Genomic DNA, 18,047 nt, shown 5'->3' on the forward strand with positions numbered 1-18,047 from the left:
GAAAATGTATATCGTTGGCAGAAGAAATTATTTAGACCAATTATCAAAAGCTTCATTGATGACTTTATTCTCGATAAAAATCATCTGCTACCACAGAGAATCTTTAAATAATAGTGCGTAAGTCCTATTAAGTAAGTTTGATTAAATTCTTAATTAAAAAAATACACTTGAAAAAATACACAACTTTTCAATCTGAAATAACAATCAATGTATTTATTTTTATTTAAAATAACATTTAATACGAAGGGCAAATTCTAACGCTTTTCACGCATTTGAAGCGATAAATTGCGGCTTTGACTGCCGAATTGTTGGGCAAAAACTGTTTATTTGCATAGTAAATGGACGTTTTTGTTTTAAATCTGAGGTCTAATTCACTTAAATGAATAGATCTCTTGCGAAAGTCATTATTGAAAATTTATCCGGTTTACCAGTGCAGCGATTAAGTTAATGCGTAAACCGAATCTTTTCCGTCTATTTCGATAGCGTTCACTTAATATTCTAAATGTCTTCAATTGACTATTGATGTGTTCGATCACAACTCGTATTTTTCCAATCATTTTATTGTACTTTTTCTCAACATCAAATAAGGGTATATTCTTCTTTTTCTTTATTGGCATCAATAATTTAAAGCCATCTTGCTCTAATCCGTAGTACCCTAAATCGGTCATAACATATTCACAATGTTTGAATTTCTTAACCGTTTTTCTTGCCAGTTTAATGTCATGCTGACTGCCATTCGATATATCTAGCCCTATGATTTGTTTGCTCTTCGGATGATAGATCACTTGTGCTTTTAGCGTATGTTTCTTCTTTTTACCACTGTAGAACTTACTCTGATTTTTTTTTCGGGCGTTCTATTGAACATTCTGTCGCATCGATAATGACCCAGTTAAAGTGTTCGTCTGCTGTGGTAATGCTTCGTTTTGGCAGAGTAAAACATCTTGATTTCATCAATGCATCTTCAACCTTTTTAATGGTTCGATTCACATTACTTTCAGCGATATGGTAGTGTGCCGCCAATTCCAGTTGAGTACTGTAATTGCGTAAGTAATTGAGCGTTAATAACAACTGATCCTCTATAGCTAAAGTATGAGGACGACCTGATTTCTTTTTGAGTGATTCTGCTTTTTCTAAAACCTCTACCATTTCGGTAAAAACTGGTCGAGGTACGCCAACCAAGCGTTTAAATTCAGAATCTGAAAAACGGTTTAAGTTCTGATATCTCATGAAACTTAGATTGATGTGGTTTTTACTTTCGCAAGAGATCTAATATCTTAGTGATAAATTTAATATCCTTGTGAAATACTTGGCTTTACATCAGGTTTTATTTGATTCATAATTTGCCAATCGAGTCGTCACACAGTTTAAAAGTGTGACTTTGACCCTGATTCTCCATCATTTGTTTTTTATTCGCCCAGCTTTCCCCAAGGTTGGGCTTTTTTTTTGTCTAAAAATGGAACTTTACCGCAAAGATTATAGATAAAACGGAGATGGAATAAAAATAAATGCCCTTTTATGGTGCATATATTATTGAATTTATCATCGAGTTCAGTAGGTCCAGACAAAAAAAATCCTGATTTTCATGGAAAATCAGGATTTTTTAGCCAAAATTTTCGGGAAACTAAAATATTCTGCTGAGGAAGAAATTTAGTGTGCCCTAATACGGTGCATTCTGCACCAATTTATTGCAATTGTAAATATTTATTTAAGCAAGTTCATAAAAAAATTTATTCCTTTCAAATATGTTGCTGTTTTTTTAGCGAATTATCTCGTTTTAAAATGATAAAAATGTGACAGATTCAACACATTTGTATAGAATTTAGCTGTATAAATGTTCATTTTATAAATTAATAAATTAATAAATTAATAAATTATTGATCATTAATTTAAATATTCCCGCGTTTAGTTGATAAGTGAGTTGGGGTATGCAACAAGTGTGGGGCATAAAATAGATGGAAACATTACGAACAGAGCATATTAGTAAGCGCTTGCAACTTGCGATGCTAGTAATCGTCTTGTCTATCGTATTTATTAGTGTTCCACTGATTGTGAGCAGTTATCAAAACTACCTCAAAAATGCTCAAGCGCTTAAAGAAATTCAGATGCTAAAAATGGTGGCAGATTTAACCAACCAAATTTCTCGTGAACGTGTACCAGCCAACAGCGCAATGTCGAGTCAAGGTGAGCAGCGCGAGCAAAAAATTATTGAGTTGGCTGAATATCGTCAGGGCGTCGATCAGCAATATCAAGACACACTGAAGGTTTTAAAAGAAGAGGGCTTTGCACCGATTGCCCAACAGTTAGAGTCCAATTTATATCCGTATTTGTTGCAGGGTCGCAAAACGGTCGATCAATATATTGCGCTGCCTCTACAACAGCGTGAAGCTAAAAAATTAGATCATGCCATCTTGGCGATGTTCCAAGCTTGGGATCAAAGCTATATTGCCTTGCAGAAATTGGTCAATCATTCACATGGTAAAGATACCCGTGTATCGAATTATTACACGCTGATTTTATTATTGGCAGAATTACGTGATCAGGCAGGACGAGTCGCGTCCAATATTATGGCTGCAGTATCGTTTCAACAGGAAATTCCTGAACAAAATTTAGCGCGCTCTTTACAAACCCAGCGTCAAACACGCTATTTGTGGGAGTTGATTAATGTCGTGCAGTCCGAACATGACAAAACACCCGAGTTTAAACAGTTACATCATGCAGTACGGACGGAATTTTTAGATAAAGGTTTACCGATTATCGACGGTCTGGCGCAAAAAAGTCTTCAACATCAGCGTTATCATATGGATGGCACTCAGCTCACTGATGCGATGGTCGATAAATTTGTCACAGTGGTGGAATTGCAAAGCTATATTTTAGATTACAGTCTCAAAGTGGCTGCGGACGAACGACGTGAAGCGCGAAATAAATTGATCTTTACGCTTTTTGTCTCGCTCGTGTCATTACTGACTGCATTATTAACGATGTTCTATGCCAAGAAATGGGTGTTTGAACCTTTAATTCGTGCTCGTAATCAGTTATTTAAACTGGCTCGGCACCGACAAATGGATCAAGGCGTGATTGAACCTGCCAAAGCAGGTTATCTCAGTTTATTTGATGCCATTTAGCATATTGAAAACATGCTGGAACAGCGTGATGCCTTTGAATTTCAGCTTAAACATATTGCCAATACTGACTCACTCACCAATGTCGCCAATCGTTTTGCCTTAGATGAATATATTAAATTTCGCGACAGCCAAAGTTCAGGTTTTTTACATACAGCACTGATCGTGATTGATATTGATCACTTTAAACAGGTGAATGACCGCTATGGGCATATTGTCGGTGATTTGGTGATTCAACATGTTGCCAATCAATTACGCCAACATATTCGTTCATCCGACTTGGTGGTGCGATATGGTGGAGATGAATTTTTAGTCCTGATCGAGGGGATTGATATGCTCAAAGCTCAGCACATTGCCGAAACCATACGGCATGATATTCAGCATGTGAATTTCAATTTGGTAGAAGACGATACAGATCTCATCGTAACGGTGAGTATTGGTGTTGCAGTGGGTGCCAAAAGCTGGATCGATTTATTAGAGCGCGCAGACCAAGCATTATTTAAAGCCAAAGCTGCGGGGCGTGATCGTGTTTCAGTCTAAACGCAGCTTGATATTCATAAATATCTTGGCAGATTCATAAAGTTAGCTAGAAAAATCAATTAATCTTCATCTTTATATAATTTATTGCAGGCTTGTTGGTTCATTTGACTACCATCTACATTCCAACACTGGGCTTGGGTAATTTTGCCCAAATCGTACTGAAGCACCGCTTCAGGTTGCCCATTGTTATACCAAATTTTATAACTGTTATGACGAACGCCATTACGATAATAACCTTGGCGTTCTAGTTTGCCGTTTTCAAACCACATTTTCAGCTCGCCAATCAATTTATTGTTTTGAAAATTGGCATAGGTCCACGGTTTACCATTACTGTACCAGCGTTGGCGCAGGCCATTTTCGATACCATTTTTATAATTTTGAGAAAAAGCCAGTTGCCCATTCGGATGCCAAATTTTGTAATCCCCCTGCGACTCGCCATTGATGATGCTACTTTCTTGCTCTTTTATCCCATTGGCAAACCAAAACTCAAGTTTGCCCTCGTACTCCCCATTTTTATAAGCAATGCGGCTACGGGGTTTGCCGTTGGGGAAGAAACTTTCAAATACGCCTGAGCCTTGAATACCATCTGGAAAGTGAATTAAATGTTCACATTCACCGTTTTTAATTTTGCTGTTGCTCAGAAAGATGGTGGTTAGGGCATTGCCATTGGCATAGACATATTGATTTTCATAGATCCCTTTGTGTGAAGTCGGGGTACTGAGGGCTTTACACTGCGGCTTATCTTTCCATGGGCTAAGACCGGGGTCTTCTTGTGAGACAAACAGCACCATGTATTCGTTTAGATAGCCATCGGCAAAGCTATATATTGGACATAATAAGAGGCTGAAACTTAAGATAAATTTATTCATTGTTAGTATGCTTTTATATTTTAAAAAGTTAAAAATTATTCGTTGTTGAGTCCACGATAGGCGTCATCATAAGGATGTTTTATTTAAAAATAAATAGTCGATACGTTGAGTTTGCAACAGATACAAGACTGTTGAAAAGTACACAATTCAGGTTTGAACTTCATCTTATACTATGGACTTTAAACACCATAAAAATAGTGCAATGAAAAAAATATATCTATCTTTGATGACTGTCCTCAGTTTGACAGCATGTACAACAAACGAAGGCATGTTGGATTCATCTCAACACTTAAAACAAACCACTCAAGCCAATTTAGAAAATTCACGGGTGAGTGAAATTCCGTGTCTATTTAATCAAGCACAGACACAGGCGGTATTTGTCACATTTGATGGTCAGCGTTTGAGCCATTATGGCAATGACTTACAGCGCGCCCAGACAGCATACATTCCTGCATCTACCTTTAAAATGTTAAATGCTTTAATTGGTTTGCAGCATCAGAAGGCGACAACCACTGAAGTTTTTAAATGGAAAGGTGAAAAACGTGCTTTTCCGTCATGGGAAAAAGACCTGACTTTGGGTGAAGCCATGCAAGCATCTGCAGTTCCTGTATATCAGGAACTGGCAAGGCGAATAGGTTTGGCGTTAATGCAACAAGAAGTCAAACGGGTCGGTTTTGGCAATGCCAATATTGGCAAACAGGTGGATAATTTTTGGTTGGTAGGGCCCTTAAAGATTACGCCTGAACAAGAAGTCAAATTTGCGTATCAGCTTGCGACAGAGAAATTACCGTTTGATGTCGCGGTACAAAAGCAAGTCAAAGACATGCTTTATATTGAAAGCCGTGGGGATGCGAAGTTATATGCCAAGAGTGGTTGGGGTATGGATGTAGAGCCGCAAGTTGGGTGGTATACCGGTTGGGTAGATGATGGTCATGGCAAGATTACAGCGTTTAGTTTGAATATGCAGATGGCAGCAGGGGATGATGTGGCGGAGCGTAAGCAGTTGACGTTGGATGTGTTAGATAAGTTAGGTGTATTTCATTATTTACGTTAATTTTTTGAATTTTGAATTTTGAATTTTGAATTTTGAATTTTGAATTTTGAATTTTGAATTTTGAATTTGCATGTCTTCACTGTAGATTGGGTTTGAGTTTCCATTACGTGGGAGATTCCTATTTTTGAAAGCACAGAAGTAAGCAAAATGCTTTTGTTTGACTGAGGGTACATCCGTGCTGCCCCAGTCAAACAGGCGACATCCATGTCGCCGTCATGTGATTGAATGTAGTGAAGTACAAGAATTTATTTAGAAATGGCTTTGTTTAAGCTCGTATAAAGTGATTTTCTAGCTTCTAAAATTTCAACTCTATATTGAGCAGTTGTTTCAACATTGATAGCTCCATTTTTACAAAGTGTATAAGCGTTAAATTTTCCGAGTAATTCGCCATAAATTCTTAGCTTTTCTTATTGTTCAATATATCCATGTAAAAGAATTAAACCTTCATTTTTGCTAAGCAAATTAAAGTCATTAAAAAGTGCGTGTCTTAGAGGTTTAAGTCTGTCTGAAATCTCATTAAGAGCTAGTTGAGATTGTTTTGTTTCAAATTCAAAAATTGCCCAAATTTTTAAAACGAGATGATTTATTTCCTCGAGATCTTTGGAAATATTGGTCAATAAATTACGATTATATAGAAGGTTATCTTTTGCTACTGATGCTGAAATATTTGCCTTTTGATTTAAGTAGGTAATTACGCCAGTTATCAGTGCTCCCAAACCAATTTTTACGGCTGTATCAATTATCTCTAATAAAGTCATATAAATATAAAACGGTGAATGAATCACCGTTTTATCATGCACTTAAAGGAAAGTGAATCTTATTTCAACATCGGCTTTAAGAACTTCGCTGTATGCGACACTTTATTCTTAGCCACTTGCTCTGGCGTACCTTCGGCAATAATCATACCGCCGCCAGCACCACCTTCAGGACCTAAATCCACAATCCAATCGGCAGTTTTAATCACATCCAAGTTATGCTCAATCACCACGATGGTATTACCCTTATTACGTAGCTCATGCAGGATGTCGAGCAATTTAGCAATATCATGGAAGTGTAGACCTGTTGTCGGTTCATCAAGCACGTACAAGGTTTTACCTGTATCACGTTTTGCCAACTCACGAGCCAATTTCACACGCTGCGCTTCACCACCTGAAAGTGTGGTTGCAGACTGACCCAAACGGATATAGCCCAAGCCCACTTGGTTCAAGGTTTCCAAACGACGGTGGATCACAGGAATGGCATCGAAGAAATGCATCGCATCTTCAACCGTCATTTCTAAGACATCAGAAATGTTACGACCTTTATAGCCAACTTCTAACGTTTCGCGGTTATAGCGCTTGCCGTGGCAGGCATCACAAGGCACATACATATCAGGTAAGAAGTGCATTGCAACCTTAATCATACCGTCGCCTTCACAGGCCTCACAGCGACCGCCTTTCACGTTAAACGAGAATCGACCTGCAGCATAGCCACGTGCTTTGGCTTCAGGGGTTTGCGCAAACAGTTCACGAATAGGGGTAAACAAACCGGTATATGTTGCAGGGTTTGAACGTGGTGTACGACCGATTGGGCTTTGGTCAATATCAACGACTTTATCGAGGAACTGTAAGCCATCAATCGAATCAAATTTCTCAGCCGTTAATGTGGTTGCACCATTCAATTGAGTCGCTGCAAGCGGCAATAATGTCCGGTTAATCAGCGTCGATTTACCTGAACCTGATACACCTGTCACACAGGTCATCACACCTAAAGGAATAGTCAAATCGACATTTTTCAGGTTATGACCCGCAGCGCCCATTAACTTAATTTGCTCTTCAGGTTTTGGCGGTTGTGTGCGTGTTTTCGGCACATCAATACTGAGCTTTCCTGATAGATATTGACCAGTTAATGAATCTGGATTTGCCAAAATTTCATCATACGTCCCTTCGGCGATCACATGACCGCCATGCACACCTGCACCGGGGCCAATATCAATAATATGGTCGGCGGCACGGATCGCATCTTCATCATGTTCTACAACTAATACGGTATTACCTAAGTCACGCAAACGTACTAGGGTTTCCAATAGGCGGTCATTATCACGCTGATGCAAACCAATAGAGGGTTCATCCAGCACGTACATTACGCCCATCAGGCCCGCGCCAATTTGCGAAGCCAAACGAATACGCTGAGCTTCACCACCCGACAGTGTTTCTGCCGAACGCGATAAACTTAAATAGTTCAAACCGACAGAGACTAGGAAGTGCAAACGTTCACGAATCTCTTTGAAAATCTTGTCAGCAATTTCGCCTTTGGCACCGCTTAAGTTGAGGTCTTGATAATAGCTTTCAGCATCGCCAATCGACATCTTGGTGATTTGCGCGATGGTTTTATCTTTAACTCGAACATGACGTGAAATTTCATTGAGACGTGAGCCACCGCAAGCATCACATGCAGCATTGGATAAATACTGTGCCAAATCTTCACGCACGTAGTTTGATTCGGTTTCACGGTAACGACGCTCTAGGTGCGGTAAAATCCCTTCAAAGGCTTGCACGCGCTTGTGCGAACGACCACGTTCATCGATATAACTGAGGTCAACTTTTTCTTTACCTGTCCCATATAGAAATTTCTTTTTGGTGTCGGCATCGAGTTCATTCCACGGTGTGTCTAGAGAATAACCAAAATGATCGGCAACTTTTTGGATCATGCTGTAGTAATACGGACGTTGACGGTCCCAACCACGGATTGCCCCTTGGCTAATCGAAACTTCATTATTGGGAATCAATTTGTCAGCACTAAAATGGCTGCGTGTGCCTAAACCATCACAAACAGGGCATGCACCGAATGGATTGTTGAAGGAAAATAGCCGTGGTTCAAGTTCACCAACGGCACGTTCACATTCAGGGCAAGAGTGTTTCGCAGAAAATACGCGATCTTCTTGTTCGCCTTTCATCCACGACAAAATGGCAATATCGCCACCCATACGTAGTGCAGTTTCAAAGCTTTCTGCAATACGGTTACCGAGGTCATCACGAACTTTAAAACGGTCAACAACGACTTCGATGGTGTGCTTTTTCTTTTTGTCGAGTTCAGGCGGAGTATCAATATCAATGACTTCACCGTCGACACGCGCACGGACAAAACCTTGACCTTGTAATTGTTCAAATAAGTTGGTGTATTCACCCTTACGGTCACGGACCACAGGGGCAAGCAACATAAGCGCCGTGCCTTCTTCTAGACCTTTGACGGTATCGACCATTTCAGACACAGTCTGAGCCACCATCGGGAGGTCATGTTCAGGACAATACGGCGTGCCGACACGGGCATAGAGTAGACGTAAATAGTCGTAAATTTCGGTGATTGTTCCCACTGTTGAGCGTGGGTTGTGGCTCGTTGATTTTTGTTCGATGGCAATCGCAGGACTCAAGCCTTCAATCGAGTCAACTTCGGGCTTTTCCATTTGCGAAAGGAATTGGCGTGCATAGGCAGATAAGGACTCAACATAGCGACGTTGACCTTCAGCATACAAGGTATCAAAAGCCAAAGAGGACTTCCCTGAACCAGAAAGACCCGTAATGACCACAAACTTGTCGCGTGGAATATCGAGTGACACATTTTTTAAGTTATGGGTACGTGCGCCTCGAATACGGATATGGCTTTGGCTCATGCAAGGGGTCCTAAAATATTCATCGAAAAACCTATATATGATAGCGCATGAAAAATGTTCAAGTGTAATTTAAACCTAGATTTATGCGTGACTTTGTGAGAAAAATGGCCGAATCAAAATATAGCTGTCTGTGCCGATGCCCTAAAACATCCGCAAATCAGCAATCTAGGACTTTTAACATGAAATGGCAACTTCATCTCAATCCAACATTAGGTGTGATGGGTTTATTGATGTGTAGTGTGTTTTTGAGTGCATGTACCCCGAACCAAACCCCGAAAGCGCAAAATTATGACAGCTTAGAACAAGCAACTTTGGCGCTGAATACCGAAAGTGAAAAAATTGATCTGTATATTGCAAAATTAGGTCAAGCCAAAACAGAAGCTGAAAAAAAGCATCTGGCTTGCGAAAAAATTCCTCAACAGTTTGATTTGGTTTTGGCAATTGTTGAAAACAATCAACATTTGATGAGTGCTGAAGATTTAAAAGTTCAAGCGCAGTTTAAGCAAATGGCTGAGCAACAAAAAGCGCGCTTTACATCTAGCCTATGGTGTAAAGGTGCATAAAGATCACGGCACTATGACTGTTTTAAGTTCATCGTTTAAATCTCCTGTGCTATGCGCATAAAAATGCATTAGAAAATCTCAGGACTATCGCAGAAAAGGCGTAAAATGCAGTTTTATCGAAACCATAGAATGCCATGTTGTCCTTATTTCTCAAAAGCTTAATGGGTGCCTTTGTTGTGGTATTAATTGCTTTGCTGTCTAAAAGTAAGGTGTTTTATATTGCAGGTTTGGTTCCATTGTTTCCGACTTTTGCGTTGATTGCTCATGTCATTGTGGCAAATGATCAGGGTGCAGCCGCATTACAAAAAACTGCGCTGTTTGGACTCTGGTCTCTCATCCCATATTTCATTTATTTATTGATGGTGTACCTGCTCGCAACACGTTTGAGCTTAACGGCATGTTTGAGTGTAGCAACTTTGAGTTGGGTGCTTGCTGCGGCTGTTTTGATTTATGCATGGCAGAGTTTTCAGTAAGCATCAAAAGCCTATATCGATGCTGTTTCAGATTAACTTTTTATCGGTTCTAGATCATTTATAAAACAATAGATTTGTATTAAATTATGATGAATTTCCAATCACTAAATGTGTGATTTAAAATGTAAGTATTTGAATAATTAATTATAATTCTGCCAGAACAGAAAATAATCATGATAAGAGCAAATAATGTTAAAACAATTTTGGGTGATCATCTGCCTCATGTTTTCAAGTCAAATCCTGTGGGCTGAAGACAGTCAAATCCTCGCGTTTGAACAGTTTATTGACCCGGTAGCCGAGCAGCGTTATAGCGTGAGCGTGCCTGCGGTCGGGCAAAATGAACAGCTATGGTCTGTGGTCTATATGGTACTGCAAACCAACCAAGTCCCTGACAATACTGTTCTGGACTTTAAAGTCGTTCCGCAAGGTTTATTGTTGAAAAATAATCCTGCACAAAAAATACAAGAGTATGCTTTTGATGGTGTACAGTTGGCACAGAAAAAAGACTATGTACTGTCCCAATTCTCAGATTTGAGTGAACAACTGGAAGATCAAACTGGCAAGAAAGTGCTGGATGCATCACTCTTTGATACCAGTCGTGCCCATGTATATGCCCGCGTAGAAGATTGGGTGCCTGACTATAATGCACAAGCTACTCAACTGAATATTGAACTGGGAAAACTGAATGAAATGCAAGTCAAAGGGCTTTATTTCATTTTAGGCAAAGGTGAAAAGCCCAAAGATTTATTGGCTATTGCTCAACTAGATCCGATGGTCAAATCACAATTTCATTCAGAAGAGATGCAGGAACGCAAAGCAGCACGCAGTGAGTTGCGTGAAGCACGTTTTGCGATTTTTTTGGTGATTATCGCGATGGGGATTTTTCTCGGATGGTATCGTTTTAAACGCTAATGCCTGAAATGATCGTGCATGGTCATTCTAAAAACCGAATCTAACCATATTAAAAAAGGATCTAAAAGCAATTTTAGATCCTTAATTTTTTATACAGTTTAAATCAAAGGTTTATTCTACAGGCCATGTCCGCTGTTGATACGCGCTGTCCCAGAACATCCATTCTAATTTTGCGCCGTTCGTGTAAGCCGCATGCATTTTTTCACGTGTATCTGCATCACAGCGAGCCGCCACTCGATCAATAGTTTGAATCACGTTTTGTACAGCGGTATTGAAGTCGTCACCTGAGTAGGTGTCGATCCATGCTTGGTAAGGGTTATTCGGTACAGATTGGCTGACAATGGCTTTGCCGACTTCAGCATAGATCCAAAAGCAAGGCAGGAGTGAGGCAAGGACCACAGGGTAACTTTCTGACCATGCTGTCGCTGTTAGAAACGAAGTGTAATGATGACAGGCAAGGGTCAGTGGAGTATTTTCAAACTGTTCTTTGCTAATGTTGAAACCTTGCATAAAGTCATTGTGCAGACTGCGTTCCACCACGATGGCAATTTTTGCCGCTTCAGAAAACTGAATCACATCGTCGGCATCAAATGCCTTGGCTGCACACACCGCAAGCGCACGACCATAAGCCAATAAATAATGGGCATCCTGAATGACATAGTGGCAAAAGGCATCGCGGCTTAAACTGCCCTGAGCCAATTCCTGATTAAACGGTAGATGGAGAATCTGCTGATATAACGCGGTATTACGTTGCCAAACTTCTTCAGAAAAACGCATTGAACATTCCTGTCGTTAAAAATGAAAGACGGGTCTACACCATGATGCGATGTAATTGAGAGCCTTCATCTTAGAGTGTTTATTCAAAATGTAACGAATAATTTTTGGTTTCAATTCTGAAAAGCGGCATAATTGCGCCATAAACTTAGCTTCAAACTGGGTATTCCCTCATTTTGAAATCTTATTGAATGAATAGGTCGATCTATCATGATGAAACATTTTGGTTTCTCAATCGTCTTTACGATCGTGTGTCTTGCTATTTCTGCATATTGGGGTCTGAATCATGGCCCAAATGCGGGCGTGCAAGCCATGCTGACAGCACTGACCATTACTGCCATTTTAGCTGTGATGGAAGTGTCTTTGTCTTTTGACAATGCCGTCGTCAATGCATCTGTACTCCGTGGTTGGGATCATTTTTGGAAAATGATTTTCTTAACCGTCGGGATCGTGATTGCTGTCTTTGGTATGCGTTTGATTTTCCCAATTGTGATCGTGGCTGTAACTGCAGACATGGGTGCAATGGAAGTGGTTCAAATGGCGTTGAATGATCCAATTCAGTATTCAGCTAAATTGATGGCACATCATGCAGAAATTGCGGCCTTTGGTGGTGCTTTCTTATTATTGGTGTTCCTGAACTTCTTCTTAGATGAAGGGAAAGATACCCATTGGTTCCGTTGGTTAGAGCGCCGTTTGGCCAATCTTGCAAACGTTCCTGCGATGTCCGTGTTTATTGCCCTAATTGCGTTATTGGTAATGGCAGCAAACGTGGCCGAAGTCTCTCGTCTAGCGGTAGTGATGGCGGGTATCTGGGGGATCGTGGTGTATATCGGTGTCCAAGTACTGAGTCATTTATTGGGTGGTGAACCTGAAGTTGATGAAAACGGTAATGCGGTTGGACATGACGCAAATGGCGTACCGACAGGCGTGATCAAAGCAGGTTTTGGTGGTTTCCTTTACCTTGAAGTACTCGATGCCTCATTCAGTTTTGATGGTGTGATTGGTGCATTTGCGATTACCTCTGATGTGGTAATCATTATGCTCGGTCTTGCTATTGGTGCTATGTTCGTGCGTTCGATGACCATATACTTGGTGGATAAAGGCACCTTAGATGCTTATATCTTCCTTGAACATGGTGCGCATTATGCGATTGGTGCTTTGGCCTTCATTATGTTGGCGAGTGGCACAGGTCTGCATGTCCCTGAAGTGGTAACGGGTCTGATTGGTGTGGCATTTATTGTTTGGGCGGTGATTGCCTCAATTCAATATAAAAAGCGCCAAGAAAGTCTAGGCTAATTTAAACTTGCCTCAAATCTCCCAAAAAGCGCAGCATCAGCTGCGCTTTTTATTTGTCCAATCATCAGGATATTTAAAATCAATAAAAATCCTGCTTCGCTTTAAGCTGAATGTCCTATAATCCCATTCCAAGATTAATGAATTTTTAACCAGCTATGATGAATGCTCTTGAACGACGCTCAACTTTTGCTTTGAGTAGTATTTTCGCCTTACGTATGCTGGGGCTGTTCATGATTATTCCTGTTTTCTCTGTGGCAGGTCAGCAATATGCAGGGGCAACACCGGCACTCATTGGTTTGGCGGTTGGTGTCTATGGGTTGACCCAAGCGATATTACAGATCCCGTTTAGTCTGATTGCAGACCGTTATAGCCGTAAACCGTTGGTGGTCATTGGGCTGCTGTTGTTTGCTTTAGGCGGTGCAATTGCAGCAATGTCCGATAGTATCTATGGCGTAATTATCGGGCGTGCGATAGCCGGTGGTGGCGCTGTGTCTGCGGTAGTGATGGCTTTGTTAGCCGATGTCACACGTGAAGAACAGCGCACTAAAGCCATGGCGATGATGGGGATGAGTATCGGTCTGTCCTTTGTGGTGGCATTTAGCCTTGGACCTTGGCTCACAGGTTTAGTCGGTATCTCGGGTTTATTTTGGGTGACCACCATCATGGGACTTGCTGCGATTGCGATGTTGCTGTTGGTGCCGAAAGTGACGCGTCATCACCGAAATTTCCAACAAGGTTATCTGACGCAATTGAAGCAAGTGCTGAAAATGCCTGATCTAAATCGGTTGCACGTTTCAGTCTTTGCATTGCATTTACTACTCACAGCGATGTTTATTTATGTGCCATCTCAGTTGATTGACTTCGCCAATATTCCCTTGCATTCGCATGGTCTGGTATATTTGCCGCTTTTGGTCGTGAGCCTGTTTTTTGCCTTTCCGAGCATTATTCTGGCGGAAAAATATCGCAAAATGCGTGGCATTTTCTTGACCGCCATTGGTGGCATTATTCTAGGATTGGGCATCTTAATTTTTGGTTTCGAATCTAAATATATTCTGCTTACTGGCTTAGGATTATTCTTTATTGCATTTAATGTGATGGAAGCATTATTACCGTCATGGTTATCGAAAGCGGCTCCAATTCAGTCTAAAGCGACAGCCATGGGCGTGAACGCCAGCAGTCAGTTTCTGGGGGCATTTTTTGGTGGTATGATTGGCGGGCAACTTTTGTTGCTAAATGATACGGCAATGGGATGGGGCATCCTGACAGGGCTAGCCATTTTATGGTTGATCATTAGTTTTGGGTTGGCTCAGCCGCGTTATTTATCGTCTATGGTTTTCAGTTTGCCTGAAGATAAAGAAACGGATGAATGGACTTCTCAGCTTTTAGCAATTCGTGGTATTGAAGAAGTTGTGGTGATGTCTGACCAGCAAGTGGCTTATGTAAAAGTGGATAAGCAGCAGATGGATGAATCTGCGCGACAACATTTAACGCACTTGTTAGGGAAAGAGGTAGCCATTTAACCATAACTCTTATAAAGTAAATAATAGAAACAAATAGGAAGAATACGTCTGATGCGTGGTGTAAATAAGGTTATTTTAGTTGGTACTTTGGGTCGTGACCCTGAAACAAAAACTTTCCCAAATGGTGGTTCTCTCACTCAGTTCTCAATTGCAACGAGTGATTCATGGACAGATAAAAATACAGGTGAACGTAAAGAGCAAACAGAATGGCACCGTATTGTGTTACATAACCGCTTAGGTGAAATTGCACAGCAATATTTGCGCAAAGGTTCTAAAGTTTATATTGAAGGTTCATTACGTACTCGTCAGTGGACAGATCAAGGCGGTCAAGAGCGTTACACGACTGAAATTCGTGGTGAACAAATGCAAATGCTTGACAATAATCGCCAACAAGGCGAACAAGGTCAAGGCGGTGATTTTGGTCAGCCTCGTTTTAATAACCAACAAGGTGGTTATAACAATAACCAAAACCAAGGTGGCTACGGTAATAACTCAAACCAAGGCGGTTATGGCAATAACCAACCGGCTCAAGGCAATAGCTATGGCAACAACAACCCAGGTGGTTTTGCGCCAAAACAACAGCCTGCACCGACACCGGCTCCTGCAGCAGCAGATTTAGATGATGACTTACCGTTTTGAGACACACTAGAGATATATTTTTGTAAAGTTTATAAAATTATTCTTTATATATAGTAAGTTAAAAGAAAGTTTACAGATATTAGAAATAATTCTGTAAACTTTTTTATTATTTTACAGTTCAAAAGTTTTATTTGATTATCAGTAACTACATGACAATATTTGTGACTTTTACCAGTGCCCCATTAGTTCCAAGTAGTGCAGCCTGATAATAAAATACAAATTACTGTTAAAAAATAGACCTCTTTCATAAATCATTTTTACTCAATTCCGAGTTATAGATTCCTGCGATTAAACGGAATCTCAAACCCAGCCTTTTACCTCTATTTCGGTAACGTTCAGCAAGAATTTTAAAGGTCTTCAGGCGACCAAATACATGCTCGATCCCGATTCTTCTTTTGTTGATTGCCTGATTATAGATTTTGAGTTCAGGTTCCAGTTTACAGCGTCTTTTGGCTTTTAACGGCAATAGGCTATTAGGGTACACAGCATAAATTCCCTGATAGCCTTTATCTGCAAGGATAAAAGCACCTGAAGGAATCTGCTTTAAATTGCGTTTTAATAGCTCGAAATCGTGCACCATACCGCGATCAGTGCATAAACTCAGAATTTGCTGAGTTTTATAATGAATGATGGCCTGTACTTTAAAGGTATGCGTCTTTTTCTTGCCACTATAGCTTTTCTTCTGTTTTTTTAGGCCTTTGAATTGGAATTTCTGTGGCATCCACGATCACCACATTCCAGTCGATCCCTTCGCCTTCAGGCAAATTCTTCGGTAAATTAAACAGATTGGATTGAATCAGGCAATCTTCAACATGACGTACAATTCTTGAGGCTGTTGACTCTGAAACCCCGTAACTCGTAGCAACGTGAAATAAAGTTCGGTATTCCCGCCAATAGCTCAGACAGAGTAGAACCTGATCCTCCACACTTAACTTGGGTGGTCTGCCTTTAGCTGGAACATGCTTCTGCAATTGCTCAACCATTAAATAAAAGGTTGACCATGAGATGCCGGTATATCGCTTAAACTGTGTTTCAGAAAGCTTCTTCTTTGAATCAATGTATTTCATCCGCAGATTATGCATGAATGCTAAGAAAGTTAGAGTACAAATATCAATCAAAAAGGTGCTCGTTTTTTGATTTATGCAAGATGTCTAATATAAATTATATTTATTCATTACATTCTCTTAGTACTTAATTTTTTATCAATATATCAATTAAATTTTACAAATTTTGATAAATATAATTTAAACGTATAGTTTAGAAATTAATAACACTAACATTATTTAATATTCGAGAGAAATACCAATGAAAACAATTGTTAAACTAGCTTTAATGACTTCAATGTTTATAAGTGCTAGTTACTCCCACGCAAACAATAATTCTAAGGTATTTAGTCCAATGGTTGACTTAAAAAACGCTAAAAGTTTTTGTGCTGGCAGATATACGATCCAATTGCCTAAAAATGTCGAGCAGATCGCTGGTGGTGATATATTCAACTCATTCCAAATCAAGAGTAAAACTGGATCATCCGTTGCTGAATTAAATGCTGAATATGCATCATTAAAAGATTACTTTACTAGTAAAGTATCTAAAATTACTTTGGACACAGAATTAAAAATATTTGGGTCTAAGTCAGCACGTATTTTCTCAGGGAAAGCTGGAACTATTGAAGGTGTTCCTTTACAGCTTCATTTTTGGGTCTTAGATCGGAATACATTGTTCAAGTTTGAGATCCCATACATGCCAGAGAAGAAAGGTCTAGTTTTTGATGAAATGAACAAGATCATTGCGAATATCAGTGCTCGCAACAACGATACAGTTCCTTCTGAGAAAGGTGTTTGTATCTTAAATGGATTTATTAAAGATTCTGATTCACAGTTCCGAAGAAGTACACATACGATTGCATTCAAAATGAGCGATATGCCATCTGTGAGAACAAGTATGCAAGTCGATGCTGTTGCTCATCAATTGCCAGATTTAATTACTCGCACAGAAAGCAATCTAAAACGTGATGGAATTCTTCATTTAACGTACACATCATTCAAAACAATCAGAAAAGGTACAAAAAACCAAACTAGTGGTGATCAACTCACTGGATCGGAATGGGTAAGCAAAGCTCCAATGAAAGGCAGAAATGGGATTATTGCAACTTGGGAACATGCAGGAACAGCTCAGAAGATTAATGATCCAGCGGTAAAGTATGAGTTTGATTCTGGATACGATGGAAGTAATGTTCGGACTTCAGACCTTTCAGAAAAAGAAGCCCTAAAAATATATGAATCAATTCTTGAAACAATAAAAAAATTCTAGGAATAATTATGACGATTGAAAAAACTCCTATTGATAGTACTGGGGGATTGCTTCAAGTCTGTTGTGACTCCAAGCACTAATAAAACTATTTGCAATGCCGTTATTGGGCCTAAATTGGTTGTGCCTATTATTTTTATACCGGGCATCATGGGCTCAAATGTTGAACCAATGGAATCTAAGAAAGTATGGTTCCCTGCAACGGAAAATTATTGTCGGGCATGGTTATCGCATAAAGTCAAAACGCCACCATCACACTATAAACAACAGTTTACACAGGCTGCTTGGCAGGCCCTCTGTATGGATATAAAGGCTTGCACCCATTGAACTTG

The 18,047-nt window shown here is 40.0% G+C and carries 15 protein-coding genes and 2 pseudogenes; 10 read left to right on the forward strand and 7 right to left on the reverse strand.

Going from position 1 to position 18,047, the window contains the following annotated elements; genetic code table 11:
- Positions 1-111, forward strand: a pseudogene (locus tag FTT98_RS02030) (IS701 family transposase); the annotation flags it as partial.
- 293 nt (positions 112-404) lie between these two features.
- Here the strand turns inward: FTT98_RS02030 and FTT98_RS02035 are convergent.
- A protein-coding gene (locus tag FTT98_RS02035) for an IS5 family transposase (protein ID WP_107010335.1) occupies positions 405-1,227 on the reverse strand; the annotation gives its coding sequence in 2 pieces (ribosomal slippage) (positions 405-845 and positions 847-1,227; 822 coding nt in all).
- Positions 1,228-1,952: 725 nt separating this feature from the next.
- Here FTT98_RS02035 and FTT98_RS02040 point away from each other — a divergent pair.
- Positions 1,953-3,659: pseudogene (locus FTT98_RS02040) on the forward strand (diguanylate cyclase).
- A gap of 59 nt (positions 3,660-3,718) precedes the next feature.
- Here the strand turns inward: FTT98_RS02040 and FTT98_RS02045 are convergent.
- Positions 3,719-4,528: a toxin-antitoxin system YwqK family antitoxin gene (locus FTT98_RS02045; RefSeq protein ID WP_180176936.1), complete on the reverse strand. Its 810-nt coding sequence runs from the start codon at positions 4,526-4,528 to the stop codon at positions 3,719-3,721.
- A gap of 202 nt (positions 4,529-4,730) precedes the next feature.
- Here FTT98_RS02045 and blaOXA point away from each other — a divergent pair, with 202 nt between their 5' ends.
- Entirely contained in the window at positions 4,731-5,582 is an 852-nt protein-coding gene (gene blaOXA / locus FTT98_RS02050; protein WP_373683022.1) for a class D beta-lactamase, read from the forward strand.
- A gap of 407 nt (positions 5,583-5,989) precedes the next feature.
- On the opposite strand, the gene FTT98_RS02055 is transcribed toward blaOXA, so the two are convergent.
- Both FTT98_RS02055 and uvrA read right to left on the reverse strand, forming a co-directional pair.
- Positions 5,990-6,340 (reverse strand): hypothetical protein, encoded by a 351-nt coding sequence (locus FTT98_RS02055; protein WP_180041376.1) that lies wholly within the window; start codon positions 6,338-6,340, stop codon positions 5,990-5,992.
- A gap of 59 nt (positions 6,341-6,399) precedes the next feature.
- Entirely contained in the window at positions 6,400-9,231 is a 2,832-nt protein-coding gene (gene uvrA, locus FTT98_RS02060; protein WP_078193183.1) for an excinuclease ABC subunit UvrA, read from the reverse strand.
- A 179-nt stretch (positions 9,232-9,410) separates the two neighbouring features.
- On the opposite strand from uvrA, the gene FTT98_RS02065 reads away from it, so the two are divergent.
- The 3 genes from FTT98_RS02065 (at position 9,411) to FTT98_RS02075 (ending at position 11,179) form a co-directional block, all read left to right on the forward strand.
- Entirely contained in the window at positions 9,411-9,794 is a 384-nt protein-coding gene (locus FTT98_RS02065; protein WP_180002741.1) for a hypothetical protein, read from the forward strand.
- Positions 9,795-9,928: 134 nt separating this feature from the next.
- Positions 9,929-10,267: a GlpM family protein gene (locus FTT98_RS02070; protein WP_180002743.1), complete on the forward strand. Its 339-nt coding sequence runs from the start codon at positions 9,929-9,931 to the stop codon at positions 10,265-10,267.
- 189 nt (positions 10,268-10,456) lie between these two features.
- Positions 10,457-11,179, forward strand: coding sequence for a hypothetical protein (locus FTT98_RS02075; RefSeq protein ID WP_180010619.1), 723 nt, complete (start codon positions 10,457-10,459; stop codon positions 11,177-11,179).
- Positions 11,180-11,290: 111 nt separating this feature from the next.
- On the opposite strand, the gene tenA is transcribed toward FTT98_RS02075, so the two are convergent.
- Complete coding sequence (tenA, locus tag FTT98_RS02080) at positions 11,291-11,956, reverse strand: thiaminase II (protein WP_180041375.1); 666 nt, start codon at positions 11,954-11,956, stop codon at positions 11,291-11,293.
- Between the two features lie 207 nt (positions 11,957-12,163).
- Here tenA and FTT98_RS02085 point away from each other — a divergent pair, with 207 nt between their 5' ends.
- The 3 genes from FTT98_RS02085 to ssb all read left to right on the forward strand — a co-directional run bounded on the left by FTT98_RS02085 (position 12,164) and on the right by ssb (position 15,408).
- Positions 12,164-13,249, forward strand: a complete 1,086-nt coding sequence (locus tag FTT98_RS02085; RefSeq protein ID WP_180002749.1) for a DUF475 domain-containing protein — start codon at positions 12,164-12,166, stop codon at positions 13,247-13,249.
- Positions 13,250-13,404: 155 nt separating this feature from the next.
- Positions 13,405-14,769 carry an MFS transporter gene (locus FTT98_RS02090; protein WP_180002751.1) on the forward strand — a complete coding sequence of 455 codons (1,365 nt, stop codon included), beginning with the start codon at positions 13,405-13,407 and terminating at the stop codon, positions 14,767-14,769.
- 51 nt (positions 14,770-14,820) lie between these two features.
- The gene (ssb, locus tag FTT98_RS02095; protein ID WP_078190523.1) at positions 14,821-15,408 is read left to right on the forward strand and encodes a single-stranded DNA-binding protein; all 588 of its coding nucleotides are present in this window, start codon (positions 14,821-14,823) and stop codon (positions 15,406-15,408) included.
- Positions 15,409-15,652: 244 nt separating this feature from the next.
- Here ssb and FTT98_RS17960 read toward each other — a convergent pair whose 3' ends face one another.
- Complete coding sequence (locus tag FTT98_RS17960; RefSeq protein ID WP_218946159.1) at positions 15,653-16,129, reverse strand: transposase family protein; 477 nt, start codon at positions 16,127-16,129, stop codon at positions 15,653-15,655.
- Positions 16,077-16,490, reverse strand: coding sequence for a transposase family protein (locus FTT98_RS02105; protein ID WP_180002753.1), 414 nt, complete (start codon positions 16,488-16,490; stop codon positions 16,077-16,079). The genes FTT98_RS17960 and FTT98_RS02105 overlap by 53 nt, the downstream gene beginning before the upstream one ends.
- Positions 16,491-16,713: 223 nt before the next feature.
- Between FTT98_RS02105 and FTT98_RS02110 the strand changes: the two genes are divergently transcribed.
- On the forward strand, positions 16,714-17,718 hold the full coding sequence (locus FTT98_RS02110; RefSeq protein ID WP_180041365.1) for a T6SS immunity protein Tli4 family protein: 1,005 nt from the start codon (positions 16,714-16,716) through the stop codon (positions 17,716-17,718).
- Positions 17,719-18,047: the final 329 nt, after the last annotated feature.

It is taken from the genome of Acinetobacter sp. YH12039 (assembly GCF_013420015.1).
Lineage (GTDB): Bacteria > Pseudomonadota > Gammaproteobacteria > Pseudomonadales > Moraxellaceae > Acinetobacter > Acinetobacter amyesii.